The organism is Paenibacillus sp. AGC31, from assembly GCF_057334655.1.
The window spans coordinates 28,934-44,150 of sequence record NZ_JBHFJH010000039.1; the positions used below are offsets into that span (position 1 = coordinate 28,934).

Annotated in this window: 20 protein-coding genes and 1 pseudogene; 4 read left to right on the top strand and 17 right to left on the bottom strand. The window is 45.9% G+C overall.

All coding sequences use genetic code 11. The features are described from left to right. The first annotated feature begins 212 nt into the window (after positions 1–212). Complete coding sequence (locus ACE04G_RS24165; RefSeq protein WP_036614958.1) at positions 213–656, top strand: GNAT family N-acetyltransferase; 444 nt, start codon at positions 213–215, stop codon at positions 654–656. A gap of 113 nt (positions 657–769) precedes the next feature. After that, entirely contained in the window at positions 770–1,006 is a 237-nt protein-coding gene (locus tag ACE04G_RS24170; RefSeq protein WP_105410271.1) for a DUF3892 domain-containing protein, read from the top strand. Positions 1,007–1,415: 409 nt separating this feature from the next. On the opposite strand, the gene ACE04G_RS24175 is transcribed toward ACE04G_RS24170, so the two are convergent. From ACE04G_RS24175 to ACE04G_RS24190, 4 genes are all read right to left on the bottom strand, one after another. Beyond that, positions 1,416–1,697: a hypothetical protein gene (locus ACE04G_RS24175; RefSeq protein WP_405117994.1), complete on the bottom strand. Its 282-nt coding sequence runs from the start codon at positions 1,695–1,697 to the stop codon at positions 1,416–1,418. Beyond that, positions 1,681–1,902, bottom strand: coding sequence for a hypothetical protein (locus ACE04G_RS24180; RefSeq protein WP_017687387.1), 222 nt, complete (start codon positions 1,900–1,902; stop codon positions 1,681–1,683). Before ACE04G_RS24180 ends, ACE04G_RS24175 begins: the two co-directional genes overlap by 17 nt. A 146-nt stretch (positions 1,903–2,048) precedes the next feature. Beyond that, a complete protein-coding gene (locus tag ACE04G_RS24185) occupies positions 2,049–2,369 on the bottom strand; it encodes a DUF3889 domain-containing protein (RefSeq protein ID WP_405117995.1) in 321 nt (106 codons plus the stop codon). A 56-nt stretch (positions 2,370–2,425) separates the two neighbouring features. Next, on the bottom strand, positions 2,426–2,734 hold the full coding sequence (locus tag ACE04G_RS24190; protein WP_405117996.1) for a hypothetical protein: 309 nt from the start codon (positions 2,732–2,734) through the stop codon (positions 2,426–2,428). Positions 2,735–2,995: 261 nt separating this feature from the next. Here ACE04G_RS24190 and ACE04G_RS24195 point away from each other — a divergent pair, with 261 nt between their 5' ends. Then, the gene (locus tag ACE04G_RS24195; protein WP_036614750.1) at positions 2,996–3,898 is read left to right on the top strand and encodes a manganese catalase family protein; all 903 of its coding nucleotides are present in this window, start codon (positions 2,996–2,998) and stop codon (positions 3,896–3,898) included. 223 nt (positions 3,899–4,121) lie between these two features. On the opposite strand, the gene ACE04G_RS24200 is transcribed toward ACE04G_RS24195, so the two are convergent. From ACE04G_RS24200 to ACE04G_RS24240, 9 genes and pseudogenes are all read right to left on the bottom strand, one after another. After that, a complete protein-coding gene (locus tag ACE04G_RS24200) occupies positions 4,122–4,415 on the bottom strand; it encodes a DUF6809 family protein (protein ID WP_405117997.1) in 294 nt (97 codons plus the stop codon). Positions 4,416–4,556: 141 nt separating this feature from the next. Further along, complete coding sequence (locus ACE04G_RS24205) at positions 4,557–4,736, bottom strand: ribbon-helix-helix domain-containing protein (protein ID WP_405117998.1); 180 nt, start codon at positions 4,734–4,736, stop codon at positions 4,557–4,559. Positions 4,737–4,922: 186 nt separating this feature from the next. Further along, a pseudogene (locus ACE04G_RS24210) lies at positions 4,923–5,994 on the bottom strand (DUF3626 domain-containing protein). A 178-nt stretch (positions 5,995–6,172) separates the two neighbouring features. Continuing rightward, the gene (locus ACE04G_RS24215; RefSeq protein WP_449004866.1) at positions 6,173–6,667 is read right to left on the bottom strand and encodes a DUF3221 domain-containing protein; all 495 of its coding nucleotides are present in this window, start codon (positions 6,665–6,667) and stop codon (positions 6,173–6,175) included. 213 nt (positions 6,668–6,880) lie between these two features. After that, entirely contained in the window at positions 6,881–7,210 is a 330-nt protein-coding gene (locus ACE04G_RS24220) for a hypothetical protein (RefSeq protein WP_449004867.1), read from the bottom strand. A 235-nt stretch (positions 7,211–7,445) separates the two neighbouring features. After that, a complete protein-coding gene (locus ACE04G_RS24225) occupies positions 7,446–9,161 on the bottom strand; it encodes an ABC transporter ATP-binding protein (protein WP_076250814.1) in 1,716 nt (571 codons plus the stop codon). A 44-nt stretch (positions 9,162–9,205) separates the two neighbouring features. Further along, positions 9,206–10,237, bottom strand: a complete 1,032-nt coding sequence (locus tag ACE04G_RS24230; protein ID WP_074095819.1) for a FecCD family ABC transporter permease — start codon at positions 10,235–10,237, stop codon at positions 9,206–9,208. A 2-nt stretch (positions 10,238–10,239) separates the two neighbouring features. Beyond that, complete coding sequence (locus tag ACE04G_RS24235; RefSeq protein ID WP_036614761.1) at positions 10,240–11,295, bottom strand: FecCD family ABC transporter permease; 1,056 nt, start codon at positions 11,293–11,295, stop codon at positions 10,240–10,242. Positions 11,296–11,573: 278 nt separating this feature from the next. Further along, the gene (locus tag ACE04G_RS24240) at positions 11,574–12,311 is read right to left on the bottom strand and encodes a glycerophosphodiester phosphodiesterase (protein WP_405118000.1); all 738 of its coding nucleotides are present in this window, start codon (positions 12,309–12,311) and stop codon (positions 11,574–11,576) included. Between the two features lie 230 nt (positions 12,312–12,541). Between ACE04G_RS24240 and ACE04G_RS24245 the strand changes: the two genes are divergently transcribed. Then, positions 12,542–12,808: a hypothetical protein gene (locus ACE04G_RS24245; RefSeq protein ID WP_076211469.1), complete on the top strand. Its 267-nt coding sequence runs from the start codon at positions 12,542–12,544 to the stop codon at positions 12,806–12,808. A gap of 219 nt (positions 12,809–13,027) precedes the next feature. Here ACE04G_RS24245 and ACE04G_RS24250 read toward each other — a convergent pair whose 3' ends face one another. The 4 genes from ACE04G_RS24250 to ung form a co-directional block, all read right to left on the bottom strand. Next, entirely contained in the window at positions 13,028–13,156 is a 129-nt protein-coding gene (locus ACE04G_RS24250; protein ID WP_255319930.1) for a hypothetical protein, read from the bottom strand. A gap of 120 nt (positions 13,157–13,276) precedes the next feature. After that, positions 13,277–13,861 carry an LOG family protein gene (locus tag ACE04G_RS24255; protein WP_339177898.1) on the bottom strand — a complete coding sequence of 195 codons (585 nt, stop codon included), beginning with the start codon at positions 13,859–13,861 and terminating at the stop codon, positions 13,277–13,279. A 232-nt stretch (positions 13,862–14,093) separates the two neighbouring features. After that, entirely contained in the window at positions 14,094–14,513 is a 420-nt protein-coding gene (locus tag ACE04G_RS24260; protein WP_017687369.1) for a hypothetical protein, read from the bottom strand. 19 nt (positions 14,514–14,532) lie between these two features. Then, positions 14,533–15,201, bottom strand: a complete 669-nt coding sequence (gene ung / locus ACE04G_RS24265) for a uracil-DNA glycosylase (RefSeq protein WP_339177899.1) — start codon at positions 15,199–15,201, stop codon at positions 14,533–14,535. Positions 15,202–15,217: the final 16 nt, after the last annotated feature.

Below are 15,217 nucleotides of genomic sequence, written 5' to 3' on the forward strand. Positions count from 1 at the left end.
CATCCCACCTGCGTGAGTATGCTTTCTTCGTAACGTAATACAACAGAGTAATCATTCCCGCCGACATTAGCAATGTAATTACCATGATGCCTGTCATGCCCATCACTACCCCCTCCTCTCCCAGTATGTTCCAGACTTCACTATACAGGAAAAACATTTTTTTGTATAATTCAGTCTGATATGTCGCGCAAGAGCAGAAAGAAGGAATGGAATTGGCAGCTGAGATTAGTTATGTATCAACAGAAGAACAACTGGAGCAAGCCCTGGGAATTCGCCATCACGTTTTTGTGATCGAGCAACAGGTGCCTGCGGAGATTGAGATTGATCAATATGATGTCATCAGTCCAGATGTGCATCATGTATTGTTAAGTACGGATGGGCAAGCTGTAGCCACAGGACGTCTGATCTATTACAGCAAGGATACGGCCAAAATGCAGCGGATTGCGGTGCTTGAATCTCATCGTTCATTTGGTTATGGACGTGTGCTTCTGCTCGCGATGGAGGAGCTGGCACGTGAACTCGGCTTATCCTATTCTGTACTGGATGCGCAGTGTCAGGCACAGAAATTCTATGAAAAACTGGGTTATGAAGTGATTTCGGAAGAACCTTTTTATGATGCAGATATTCTGCATGTTCGTATGAGAAAGAGCCTGTAAAACCTCCGCGTTGGCAGGTCTTTATTAGCATATGGTGCATACTTCCGATGAATTAGGATAGGCTAATCAGGTAAGCAGATTCCTATCTGGTCATATAAGGAGAGTGTGACATCATGGATCAAACAACACGCGAGAGTTTCACAGCCGTGCAAAAAAATGGTGACGGTGACCTGACAGCCTTTCAGACTTCAGCAGGACGTGTACTGGATTATCAGCAGGCCCTTACAGAAGTACAGGCTGGCGCTATTGCCGGTGTGAATGTATTTAAAGGCAAGGATGGCGAAATGTACATTCGCGGCGATGCCGACGGTGACCCAACCAACAACCTGGACCAACTTCCCCATTTCTAAAATAGATGCACATGACACAATAAGCACCGATCCGGTTACCCGGGTTGGTGTTTTCTTATGTTCCTAGAAAGTGCCTTCAAACCTACTGAAAGCCGAACTCAGACCCACGACGAATCTAAGGCGTCTTATTCAAGGATTTGAAGCCACCTTAGAGATCTAAGGAATCTGAGACACGCTATATCAGAATTTTTGGCCTTTTATAGCGTTTTTGTCAGGGGGTTGCGGGAAGTAACTTGTCTGATGTTCCATACAATTTTAAAAAAGGAGGAACGGAAGGCCAAATAAGACGTCCTGTGTTCCTTAGAAATCATCTGCTCATTCACCAGGATCAGCCAACTTGGACTGCCAGGCTGTTTAGATGCTGACCTCCATCATCGTCGTATAGCTTGCTTAAGTTTGAAAGCACACCCTAATAGTCCGTAAAATATTTTACGGAGTCCCCGGAAGGCTGGCTTTTGTGAACCGGCTGTTGTACTTGTTCCCATGCCTGCAAAATCTGTATCCCTTCCAGAGTAGACCGGTTCTCCCAGGCGATGTGCCCGGTGCGTTCAAGCTCCAGCAATGACTCATGAATGTAAGCTCTGCTTCGTCCTGTCTTGTTCTCCAGTTCATCCATACGTGGCAACCTGCGCCGTTGCCCTGCATAGTTCACCATAATACGCAAAATCTTGCGTTCAAAGTCGTTCAGCATACTTTACCTCCCCATTCAGATCGGTAACAGGACGCCATGCCAGAATACCTTGCTCCAGAAATGTTCGGGGTGAGCCTTCTTTTCCCGCTGATGCTCTAATCATCCCGCCACGTACACTGTTAATTCGAATCTGTCGCTGCGTAATCTGCCCTGCACGATCCATGTAGACAAGCTCCACCATCTGGCCAATATATTTCCCTAGCATAATCATCCCTCCGATAAGAACGTTTGTTTGTATTTTATATTATATGCGAACATAAGTTCTTTATTCAATAGTAAAAAAAGGGTTTTTGTAAAATAAAAAAACCAGACTTTCACCTTAATCATTAAGGCAGTCTGGTTCATAACGGATCAGTGTCGATCCGATTCTGAAAATTGTACTTTCTTTAACTGTTGTGTAGATGGATTAAAATCAACATTCACATAAACTGCGAATTGCTTGCCGTCTTTAGCACGAACCCATAACTTGAACTGTTCCCGTGATTGATCCGCTGTTAGAGAGGTGCGACCGATATGCTTATAGTCCAAAATATCCACATTATACTTGGTCTGTGTTTCTTTGACCGCAATAATTCCCCACTTCGCATAATCAGGGATAGCGGCCCCTGATCCGGATGTAATTCCAGCCAAACTCAGGACTACCGACATGACGGTAACGATGAGCATTCTCATTTCACTCACTCCTTGGGACAATATGTTTCTGTTATATTGCCCGTCCGGGTTTCATTTTACACGAATAAACGAAAGATCCAGGCCAGTGGCCGCAGGGAAAAAGGAATCACATGAACAAGTCGGTCAAACGAATCCGGAGGCTCTGTCCGGAAACTCATTCCCCAGTCACCTGAGAAAAAGTGTTGTTGTGTCTTCGGCTCCTGAGGACGATCCAACCCGTATTTCTTTTCAAGTAACTGCCTCGTTGCTTCATCCACCTGAACCTCGTTCGTAACGTCGTATGCTGTGGCAGGCTCGTTGCTTATGTACATCTGAATCACTAGAAACATCACAATCCAAACTATTTGTATCCAACGCTTGTTCATCTCATACTCCTTTATGGATTCATGACTCTGTTCTCTTCTACGTGAAGACTTGTTTGAATGTTTTATTATACAAAAATTTTACCATAGTAGGAAATAACAAGTGGTAGAAAATATGCGCTTGCGTTATGCGATGCTTAAGTCCCATTTGGTTGTTTTTTTGTTTAAAAAACCCAATAGACGTGTAATAGGCCATGACAGAGTGACTTCACGATCTTAAACCCTACACGATCTGTAATACCAATATGAGGAGGTTACACCCGAATGTTCAAACGCCTGGATGAAATCCTGATTGAGATTCCCAATGTCGAGAAGCCAGATCCGAATGCTGCGGCAGCCATACAAGAATTACTCGGCGGCAAATTCGGAGAAATGTCAACGTTGAACAACTACCTCTATCAATCGTTTAATTTTCGATCCAAAGAAAAGTTAAAGCCCTTCTATGACCTCGTCATGAGCATTACGGCAGAAGAATTGGGTCATGTTGAACTCGTGTCTCATGGTATTAACAAATGCCTCAGAGGTTCAACCGAGTACAAAGAACCCGACGACACACCGCTAGGTTCCGTAAAAGATGCTCGTCTGTCGTATCACTACCTGGCAGGTGCACAAGGCGCAATGCCTTTTGACTCTATGGGTAATCCATGGACGGGAGCAAACGTCTTCAACAGCGGCAATCTGGTCGAGGATCTGCTGCATAACTTCTTCCTAGAATGTGGCGCTCGTACCCATAAGATGAAAGTATATGAGATGACGGATCACCCGGCAGCCCGGGAAGTGGTTGGTTTCCTGCTGGTACGTGGCGGTGTGCATGTCGTGGCATATGCAAAAGCACTTGAGATTGCAACTGGCGTAAATGTGACCAAGCTGGTTCCTATCCCTTCACTGAACAACAAAGCCTTCAACGAGGCTCGCAAATATGAAGAAAAAGGGGTACACACCAAACTGTACACCTATAGTGATAAAGATTTCAACACGATCGGCCAGATCTGGAAAGGAACTCACCCCGAAGATGGACAACCTCTTGAAGTCATCCAAGGGATACCTGAAGGATTCCCGATTCCAGAAGCTCCTGCGGTCGAGGAAGAATTTGCACCGGGCATATCGCAAGAAGACTTTAAGGAAATTGCACGTCGTCTGAAGATGGCAGGGAATATTGCGGATTAAGGAACAATTTGTTTAACAGGCTCTTTCCCTATATATAAATTGTTAACTCTATGTTTAAGTGAAGCCCTCGAACCCTGCTGTTGAATGCAGAGAGGATTGGAGGGCTTTGTTATAATCAATTTATGATACAATTTTATGATGCAAAATGAGTATGTTGTATGCACGTCATTTCCTGAGAATTTAGCTGTAAAAGTAAACCGGATCTCTGCTCACATCGTTAAACTTAGTTAAACTCCAACACCGATTCCTCCCGCTGACTCATGACTTCAATTAGCATGTTGGCACCCAGACGAAAACCTTGTACAAACGCTGCTTCGGTATGCATGCCCTCACATCTGCCACACAAGTCAAATAACTGTTCAAGCTCACGGAATTCTTCATCGCTCAATCGATTCTTCCACTGCTTTGTCAGAGCTGCAATCTGCCGCCCTAACGCTTGGTATTCAGGATGTGTCGGCATCATCATCTCATCCGGTCGAAGTCGTCCATTATATAATGCTTCTAATATCGAATTCATGTGCATCCTCCTGTATATCAATTCGCACCTCGCTTGAATGAACGTTCTACACATGGTAGGATATTTATGCAGTCGCTCATTCAAGTGATTGCGTGATAGGAAGCAGCGTGTTCTTCGTGGGACTTGCGCTGCTTCCTTTTTTCATTTTTGGAGTTCGTCGTAAACCTTCTCAATCCCTTTGCGAACGATGTCTGATCGATTCGTATTCAGCTTCTCAGCCGAAATATCGAGCTTGTTCATAATGTCCTCGTCAACACGTATCTCGATCGTTCTGCTTTTGGGTTTGTCAGATTTAGGGCGCCCCATCTTTTTGGCGGACATTGCTTCACCTCTTTTTTCGTCCTGACAACAATATATTATTGTCAGGACAAAAAGTCAATATAATTATAAAACATACGTTCGTTTTTGTGATAGCAGATTCATAGATAAATGTATAGTCTGTAATCCGTTTGAATGATAAAAAACAACCTTGAACGGCTAGGCGCTCAAGGTCGTTAGAGTACTATTTCACTCTTCCATTGGCTTTCCATATCTCACTAAGACATGCCAGAGTAATTTTAACTCTTGTAGAACTTCTTTGTAGGTTCCTCTATCGCTCCAATGGCTTGGGTTTCGTTTCAAGTCCATAGCTGCAGAACCAATGATATTTGCATCAATCAAATCACTTTTTGCAATTCTCTTGGCTAGTGAAGGCATCGAAGGACCTCGAAAATCCATAGGAACTTCATCAACCAATAGTGTAAAGCCCATGTGCCAGTGGAGATCAATTGAATACTTTAAACATATCTGCTCTAAGATTCTTCCTGTATGGGTGCCTTTAAATGATGGTTCGGCAACAAGCATCTTTACATCTTTTTCAAGGGAAATATCACCATGAACCTGAGCTTCGATATAATGGTCCAGATTTCGGTTTGGCTCTTGGTTTGATGGATTTTGGAATGGTTTCTCAAGATTGACGAGCATATGATCGATTAACTTTTGAACCGTTAGATTTCTTTCACCAATGGCAAAATTACTATAGAATACATCCCTCATGAGAGCAGCCAAAATGAGGTCAAATTCCTCATACGTTCCCTTTCCCTCAGGTTCTTGATGAGAATCCAAATATGTATACGTGCAACGCTTAGAGACCTCAGTGGATAAAAGGAAGTAACATGATCCAAAACGCGGAGCAGGTCCATCGGGATGTAACATAACATTGAGTGCCCCATACTTGGGCCGTTCGCTATTGGTTGAGCCATTTATTTGGTACGCTCCGCCAAACATTTTATTCTCCCAAACGTCACGTTCACCGCCTGAAAATGCGGAGACACTTCCATTTGATAAAAAAGTCTCAAACTGACTTTTATAAACTCCCTGCTCAAGTAGTGCTTCAGCCACGCTTTTCATATTCGGATCTAATCGATCTGGGTGAAAGTGTAGCGCATTTTAGTTTATTGATAGCTTTTTCAAATGTCTTCATCTCGATGTTGGACATACGAAGGATTTCTCTAATAGTTTGCTCCGCCTCATTTTTACGGCTTCTTGCATAATGGGTTACATGCTCTTGAGCTAATTGCTGAGACCTTGATAGTTCCATGGGCAGGGGAGTCCTTTCCCTTTTTATAGAATCATAATACATGATGGACAGTAAGTGAACTTACAGGCGGTTCAAAAATCATGATAGCTTACAATGAATCAATCCGTGTCACTTCTTTCAATTTGAATCATATCTTGTGCAACACGCGCTTCTCCACCATCATAAAGCTATGAACCCCTTATTCTCCGCCTTGTATCTTAACTTGCTTCTCGTCCTTCACGGTCACATGAACTACTTGCCCTTCATTCGCTGTCATCGCATCTCGCATAAGAAGGGTCCATGTCCCTGAATCTGCATCAAACCGCTTGTCCTCAATGACTGGAACACGGATGTTCTCTGCATCAGGTGAAAGAAGTCCGCTACGAATCGCATCCGCATCCGTCATATGCGCACCATCCGGTGCCACTGGACAAGATACCGCTATCTTTTCTGCTCTGGCCTGCCCAGGATAGGGTTGATTTTCTGGTCTTCCATCCGTCCAGACTTCAACATAGGAGCCGATCTGTGGATCAGGCGCATTGGAGAACCATTTTGCCGGATAATACCGATTTCCTCCTCCGCTCGCACTGAAGTCTTCATATGCAGGATCAACCACAAGAATGGAATCGTCTTTGCGTTCAACCACATAACCAGTGAAGCCCTTTTCACTTGGTGCATTGGCTTGAGTCTGCACGGAGTTGCACTCGATATGTCCTGAACATCCCGTAAGGCATACGACTCAGGATTGAGAGCAATATGAGGACTCGACGAAGGCTGGACATATGTAAATCCCCCTTTAATAACACCTCTTTCTAAATTTAACGTTCCATATCAGTTTATTGTTACAAATACAGCTGTCAGCTCACCCTTAACTTCCTGACGGGCTCAGCACGATCAAACCAAATATTCACTTCTTCATATCCCTTTTGTATACGTACCTGCCCCAGATCACCAACGCCGCACACAACAAGATCACACAATAAGCCCAAACAAACAGCATGGCAAGCCCCAACCCGATGTTAGCATCCAGGCGCTCATCAAAGATCTCTGTGTATAGCGAAAAACCGAGTGGCACAGCACCAATAATGAAAAGTCCAATGGACCATCCACCCCAGCGTTGGAAACCGGACCCCGCACGAGTACTGGAAAGTTTGCGAATCCCTTGAGTTAGTAGCCACCAAATCAGAATAAATAATAGACAGGTTATAAGAATTTTCAACATATCGTTCAACTGCATATCGTGTACCTCCTATATCTTGCAAGATGATGAACATATCTTACACGTTAAGCGTTCTCTTTACTATATTACCCGTTTCCATATCCATGATCACAGACAGTCTATGCTGCAGCACTCCCGACCAACCCATACGCTAATCATGAAAAAGAAAAAACACCACCGTCCTGACTCCTTCCAAGTCAAGAACGATGGCGTTACTTCTCGTATTTACATTGTTACATCCACATTGAATAGGTTACGCGCCAAACTGCGCATAGTGAAGGCGGCTGTACACCCCACCTGCTGCGAGTAATTCTTCATGCCGTCCCTGCTCCGTAATCCCTTGTTCAGCAACGACAATAATGCGGTCTGCATTTTTGATCGTAGCCAATCGGTGAGCAATAACCAGTGTGGTCCGACCCTCGGACAGCTCAGCAAGGGATTGCTGAATCGCCGCTTCCGTTTCTGTATCCAGCGCGGATGTGGCTTCGTCCAGGATCAGAATTGGTGGGTTTTTCAGGAACATACGGGCAATAGACAAACGCTGTTTCTGTCCACCGGACAGCTTCACACCACGTTCACCAATTAACGTATCCAATCCTTCCGGCATGGATTGAATCAAAGGTTCCATCTGAGCACGTCTGGCGGCCATCCAGATTTCTTCTTCGGATGCATCCAGCTTGCCATAGGCAATGTTCTCCCGAATGCTTCCATCGAAGAGGAACACGTCCTGTTGTACAATTCCGATATGACTACGCAACGAGTCTAGTGTCATATCCTGTATCTCCTGCCCATCGATCGTGATGCGACCTTCCAGCACATCATAGAACCGCGGCAGCAGACTGCATAGCGTTGTTTTACCTGCCCCCGATGGACCGACAAGCGCTACAGTTTCACCTGCACGTACGTTTAGATCGATACCTTTGAGAACAGGTTCCTGATCGGAATAACCAAAGGTCACTTGCTCATAACGGATATCCCCACGCAAATGGGATACCGTAACGGCTCCTGGACGATCTTCCACATCCGGTTCCATATCAAGCAACTCCGTATAACGTTTGAAGCCTGCAATCCCTTTGGGATACGTCTCAATAACCGAGTTGATCTTCTGGATCGGTGTCAAGAACACATTGGATAACATAATAAATGCAATGAACTGACCGTAGGTCATACTGCCTTGAATGACAAACCATGTTCCGCATACCAAGACAAAGAGGGATACCAGCTTCATCAGCATATAACTGACAGAAGAGTTCCAGGCCATGATTTTGTATGCGATTAGTTTGGTCTGACGGAAACGACCGTTGTTCACAGCGAATTGTGCTTTTTCATGCTCTTCATTAGCAAAAGCCTGAACAACACGGATACCTGTAATATTGTTCTCTACGCGAGCATTGAAGTCCGCAATATCACCGAACATTCGGCTGAATGCCTTGGACATTTTGCTACCAAAGTAGAGTGACAGATAAATAATCAACGGTACGATGATAAAGGTTAACACCGCCAGATTTCCATTAATGCTCATCATGATACTGAATGCACCAATTAGCGTCATGACCGCGATAAATACATCCTCTGGACCATGATGGGCAATCTCACCGATATCCATCAGATCGTTAGTCATGCGGGACACGAGGTGTCCTGTTTTCGTATTATCGAAGAAACGGAACGATAACTTCTGCACATGATTAAACAGACTTTTACGCATATCCGTCTCGATGTTAATACCCAGCTTGTGTCCCCAATAGGTAACCACGAAGTTCAGGAATGAATTCAGGAGGTAGATGCCGAGCAATGCCAGACACGCCCATAGAATCCAGTCCCAGCGGCCGCCTGGCAGCAGATCATCGACTACCCGGTTGACCGCCAGTGGAAAAGCCAGTTCAAGCAGCGCGACCAGAATCGCACAGCTAAAGTCAAGAATAAAGAGCTTTTTGTAAGGCCTGTAATAGGCAAAGAAACGGCGAAGCATGGACTGAAGTCCTCCTTATGCAATCACACAACGATGATTACGTTCTATTTCGTCTTGCTTAAGAGATACAGGAAGTATGGCGCACCAATAATGGCAACCAGGATCCCCGCAGGAATCTCCGAAGGCTGCAGGATGACACGACCCAGCGTATCTGCAACCAGTACAAGCAATGAACCGATCAGTGCAGATGCAGGTAACAGGAATTGATGTTTTGGACCCACCAAACGACGTGCCAAATGCGGTCCGATCAGACCAACAAAACCAATCCCCCCACTCACAGATACACATGAGCCGGCAAGTCCTACCGCAGCCGCAAGCAAAATCAGTCGCTCACGCTCAACCGGAGTCCCGAGTCCACTTGCTGTCTGGTCACCCAGATTCAACACGTTCAGTACACGTGCCTTATACAGAACAAGCGGGACAAGAATAATAAGAAACGGTAACAATGCCGTTACAAATTTCCAGTTCGAACCCCAGATGCTGCCTGCCATCCAGGTAGCTACAAATTGATATTTTTCCGGACTAAGCCGTAACGTAAGCACGATCATGGCAGAACTGATTCCCGCCGCTACCCCGATCCCTGTAAGCAGCATACGCGTAGGCAGGATGCCCTCTCCTTTTTTGTAAGAGAGAATGTAGATCAGAAATGCAGCAAAACCGGAACCGATCAGGGCCAGAATTGGCAAAAGAAATACCGGCGCTGCTGTCGTTGTCGGGAAAAAGGAAACAAATAACATGACGACCAGACCAGCACCTGCATTAATCCCGAGGATCCCCGGATCTGCCAACGCATTCCGAGATACTCCCTGCAAAATACAACCAGATAACGCAAGTCCGGCCCCGACCAGCACCGAAATCACAATACGTGGCAGACGGAATTCAAACAGGATCAATTCCTGTTTCGCCGTGCCTCCACCAAATAGGGTTCGCATCACCTCAAGCGGCGAAAGCTTGGTAAAACCTGTGTTCATGCTCACCACAAAAGCCGTAATAATTAATAGGGCAAGCACAATGAGGACAATCGTACTCTTGGTTCTCTTCTTGCGCTCTGCTCCAACTATTGTTGAGGATTCCATCGTTACAGAGTCCTCCTTTCTTTACGCGCCAGATACAGGAAGAATGGTACCCCGATGAGGGCAACCAATGCGCCAATTGGCGTCTCGTACGGCGGGTTAATCATACGTGCAGCCAGATCCGCAAATACAAGCAACAGACTGCCCATCACAGCGGAACATGGAATAATCCAGCGATAATCGACCCCAACCAGCTTACGCGTAAGATGGGGAATAATGAGTCCAACAAAACCGACCGCACCCACCACGGACACAGCTGTACCCGCGAGAATCAGTACAACAATTAGGCCTATGAGCTTGATCAGCCCAGTACGTTGCCCCAAGCCCACCGCAATATCTTCTCCGAGACTAAGCAGAGTAATGGAACGGGAGATGAGAAGACCTGCGATCAGTGCCGCGAGTACCCATGGGAACATGACCTCAAGTTGAGACCACTTCGTTCCGGCTACACCACCGGCCGTCCAGAAAGCCAGATCTTGTCCAATCCTGAAATATAATGCAATCCCTTCACTGAGTGCCGACAACATCGCTGATACAGCCGCACCTGCAAGTACAAGGCGTAGTGGTGTAAGGCCTGATTTGGAAGCTGCACCAAAACCATACACCAACAGGACACCAAGCCCCGCACCAAGGAAGGAATACATGATGATATACATAAATGGCAAGCCAGGGAAGAAGGCAAAACAAACTGCAAGTGCAAATCCAGCTCCCGCATTCAACCCAAGCAGACCTGAATCGGCCAGCGGGTTACGAGTCATGCCCTGCATGATCGCCCCAGCTACAGCGAAACATGCACCTACCATTGCTCCTCCAAGAATACGTGGCAACCGAATCTCCCATATGATCTGATGTGGAGTCAGCTCAGGATTGAAGTCAAAGATGGCCTTCCAGACTACACTAAGCTTAATATCAGCAGCGCCAAAAGAAATGGACAACGCCATACCCAGAGCGAGTAGCAAAACTCCCCCTGTAAGAATAAGTGTGGCCGCCCACGGACGAGTGTGTATCTTCGCTGTGGGTGAATCCGGATTATGTTTTTCTGGTGAAGCTTGTGAACTCATACGCGCCCACCCTCGTTATGAGTGGAGCTGCTCAAACCTATGTACATAACAATCACCTCTCTATAAATACCGAACTTTAATGATATTGATATTGATTCTCATTCCCATAGACCATTGTAAGTGAATCCACGGGCTCTGGCAATGGACAAATAGGACATGTTTATTGCATATATGAAGATTTGCACACAATTTTACACGCAAAAAGGCTGCGCAGGAGCCAAAAAGCTCGAACACAGCCTTATCATTGCATATGTAGAACATGTAAAATATAGACTCGTTTAACGGACATGTACCGTAAGTAAGGATGCCAGGACATCCGGAACATCAGTAATGATCCCTTGCACACCCATGTCAATCAAGGCCTGCATCTCGGCAGGATCATTCACCGTAAATGGGTAGGTAACAACGCCATGTGCCAGTGCAGCAGCAACATCTTCTTGTGTGACCGCCAGCTTGTAGGGATGAAGGCCGGAAGCTTCGAGTTTGGCGGCATAATCATAAGGACGGTACAACTTTTCCATATATAGAAGTGCTGTACGAATCTCCGGGGCAAGACGTTTACATCTCACGAGGGAAGTATGATTGAAGCTGGACAGCACGACCTGTTGCTCCAGATTCCAGTCCCGGATCGCTTGTATAACCTTCTCTTCCATCCCCTTATAGCTCACAATACCATTTTTCAATTCCAGATTAAGCAGGGTTCCTTTCCCCTGTACCAGCTTGAATAACTCCTCCAGAGAAGGAATACGTTCCCCGGTAAAATCAGCATGGAACCAGGAGCCGGCATCCCTTGTGCGCAATTGATCGTAAGTCGTATCTTTAACCCAGCCTTCTGTGCCACCAGTTCGACTTAACGTCTCATCATGAATCAGTACCAGTCTGCCATCACTCGTCATCTGCACATCGGTTTCGATCCCTGTCGCTCCAAGCTCCAGACTTCGTTCAAAAGCGCTCATCGTATTCTCCGGGCATACGGCAGATGCACCGCGGTGGGCAATAATCTCCATGTTCCTCATTCCAGCGCCTCCTGTGTTCAAGCTTCGTTCTATGATCCTTACTATAAACACGGTTTGTTAGACCTGTATTAACAGAGCGTATAATGGGTTACCTGCTTCGCTAATACTAGCGACCGGGTTGAACATCAACGGGCTGGGGATTCACTCATTTTTGCGAACTCAATCTGAAAATCGACATAACATAGTATGAACGATGGAAGCACTGAACTCCGTTATAAGGAGGTTGACTATTGAATCCCTCAAAGAAAAAATCGATACCTACGCGTCCTCACACATCCCAGTTACAGTCGGCTTCCAGGCATTCTAGAGCATCTGTCCATATCAAAAACAAATCTGGCAAGACGGCTAATCAGCGTTCTCTTAACTCCAGTTCACCCAACACACTGGATCAGCTGGCTATTGTTGCAGCAATACTCTCCTTAATTGCAGCCGCCATCGGGCTATATATCGCCTGGAAATCGTTAAGTAATCCGGATCAAACTGCTGTTGTGGTGTAAAGCTGCTTGTTGCACAGCTAATGGCTCAGGAGGCTCTCTCCTGCTTCTGACCTTATTCAGGGGCAGGTTTTTGCTTTTTCAAATACTCAACGTATGCTGAAAACGTCAAAAAACCGTTCCCCTGAAACGCCAGCATATACCGGCGTCTCTTTGGAAAGGTCATTTGTTATTGGGGCGCTGCCTCTGCAGCTTAATCCCCGTCCCGGGATACTGACCGAATTACAGAATGAATGTGCGAGAGATAATAACCAACAGAATGAACAATACCAAAATTGCACCTGTTGATGTCCATGCTCCACCACCGAAGCCTCCGCAATATCCGTAACCTGTACCTTTGAGTTCGCTCATCAGTGACACTCCCCTCTTCATCGAAGTACACTATAGACTATGTCCAATAGCGCAACTTGCTTGGGCAGATCGAAAATTCTCCCGAGGAACGATTGGATACAGGCCCGTCTTCTTATACACTCATTTCCCGTTGAGTTGTGACCACTTCTGAGTCAGCTCTGCAGGAATATAGGATGACATTTGTTTGATCAGTTCAGCCGGATCAGATTCCAGACTCCACAGACTGAGATGCGAATTGTTGGAGAACCCTTCCTGTACGCTATGTTCTACCATCTTCATCAGCGGTCCATAATATCCATTGACATTTAATAAGCCAACAGGCTTACGATGAATACCGATCTGTGCCCAACACAGTACCTCGAATAGTTCTTCAAATGTACCCATGCCTCCGGGAAGTGCAATGAATCCATCGGATAATTCAGCCATCGTAGCCTTCCGTTCATGCATGGTTCCCACTTCAATCAGTTGTGTGAGCCCTCCATGAACAACCTCGCCCCGGAACAATCCGGTAGGCATAACCCCGATAACCTCTCCCCCTCGCTCAAGAGCAGCATCGGCTACTGCACCCATCAAGCCCATGCAAGAACCACCATAGACCAGTGCATAACCACTATCAGCAATCTGTTTGCCCAGTTGAACAGCCTTCTCTGTATATTCGGGGTGATTTCCCGGATTGGAGCCTGCAAAAACAGCTATACGTTTCATTGGGTTTCACTCCTTCTCGTGATCTATTTTAATAGTATACAACATGAATGTAATGGGTATGTACAATAGGTTAACAGAATCAATGGACAAAAAAAAAACCGACCGTTTGCAGCCGGCCGGGCTCCCATTTCAATACACATCAATTTAGAAGGGGTTGTTATTACCTAATATACAGACCGAACATTAAATCCGTATGATCTTTGCATGAAATGAATATTAAATCTTCGTATAACTAACGTATCCCACGGCGTGAACGTACAACAAACATATGCTTGTCTTTACGAAGAACCCGACCATCTGCAAGTTCAACCTGATCCTCGTCATGACGCAGAATCGTCGTGGATAACGCTACAATTTTGGCCCGGCGCCAGATCATAACCTGTGACTTGAAATAGATCGCATTTTCGAACTGAATCGCCTTTTTCATCACATATCCAACCTTGTGTACTTCAGAACGTGCTTTCTTTAAGGGAAGACTCTCTTCGGGAAGAGGTCTGATCATTGCGATATTGTCAAACGATACCTTAATCCGTTTCGGTCCGATCCGTACACATTCCGCTTCTTCATCCCACTCGACCAGCGTTCCCTTCAATGGCTCCCGTATGCCTGTTGCACGATATACCGCTACTTTTCGTCCTATCCAATGTCGCAATGTTCTCACCTCCATCTGTCTAGTTTTCAGGTATCTTCCAATCGATCGGTTCAATACCTTTGGAGGTCAAGAAGTCATTGGCTTTGGAAAAGGGACGACTGCCGAGGAATCCACGATGCGCAGCCAGCGGACTGGGATGTGTAGACTCCAGTACAAGGTGCTTGTCCCTGTTAATAAAAGAACCTTTCTTCTGGGCATGACTGCCCCATAGCATAAATACCATTGGCTCTGAACGCTCATTCAACGCGCGAATGACCGCATCCGTAAACGTCTGCCATCCCAGTGCCTGATGGGAGTTCGGCTGACCTTCACGAACCGTCAGAACAGCATTTAATAGCAGGACTCCCTGTTGTGCCCAATGAACCAGAGATCCATGATTCGGAATCGGCAGGTCCAGATCGGCATGAAGTTCCTTATATATATTTTTCAGAGAAGGCGGTACACGCACTCCCGGTCTAACCGAAAAGCTTAATCCATGAGCCTGTCCTGCTCCGTGATAAGGGTCCTGACCAATAATAACGGCCTTAACCTGATGATACGGCGTCAGCTTCAGTGCCGAGAACAGGTCTTCTTTGGGCGGAAAGACCGTCTGCGTTTTGTACTCGGCGGCGAGAGTGTAACGAATCTTGTTAAAATATTCGGCTTCCGTCTCTTCCTGAAGCACCTTGTCCCAATCGTTTCCAAACATATGTATAGGCTCCTTT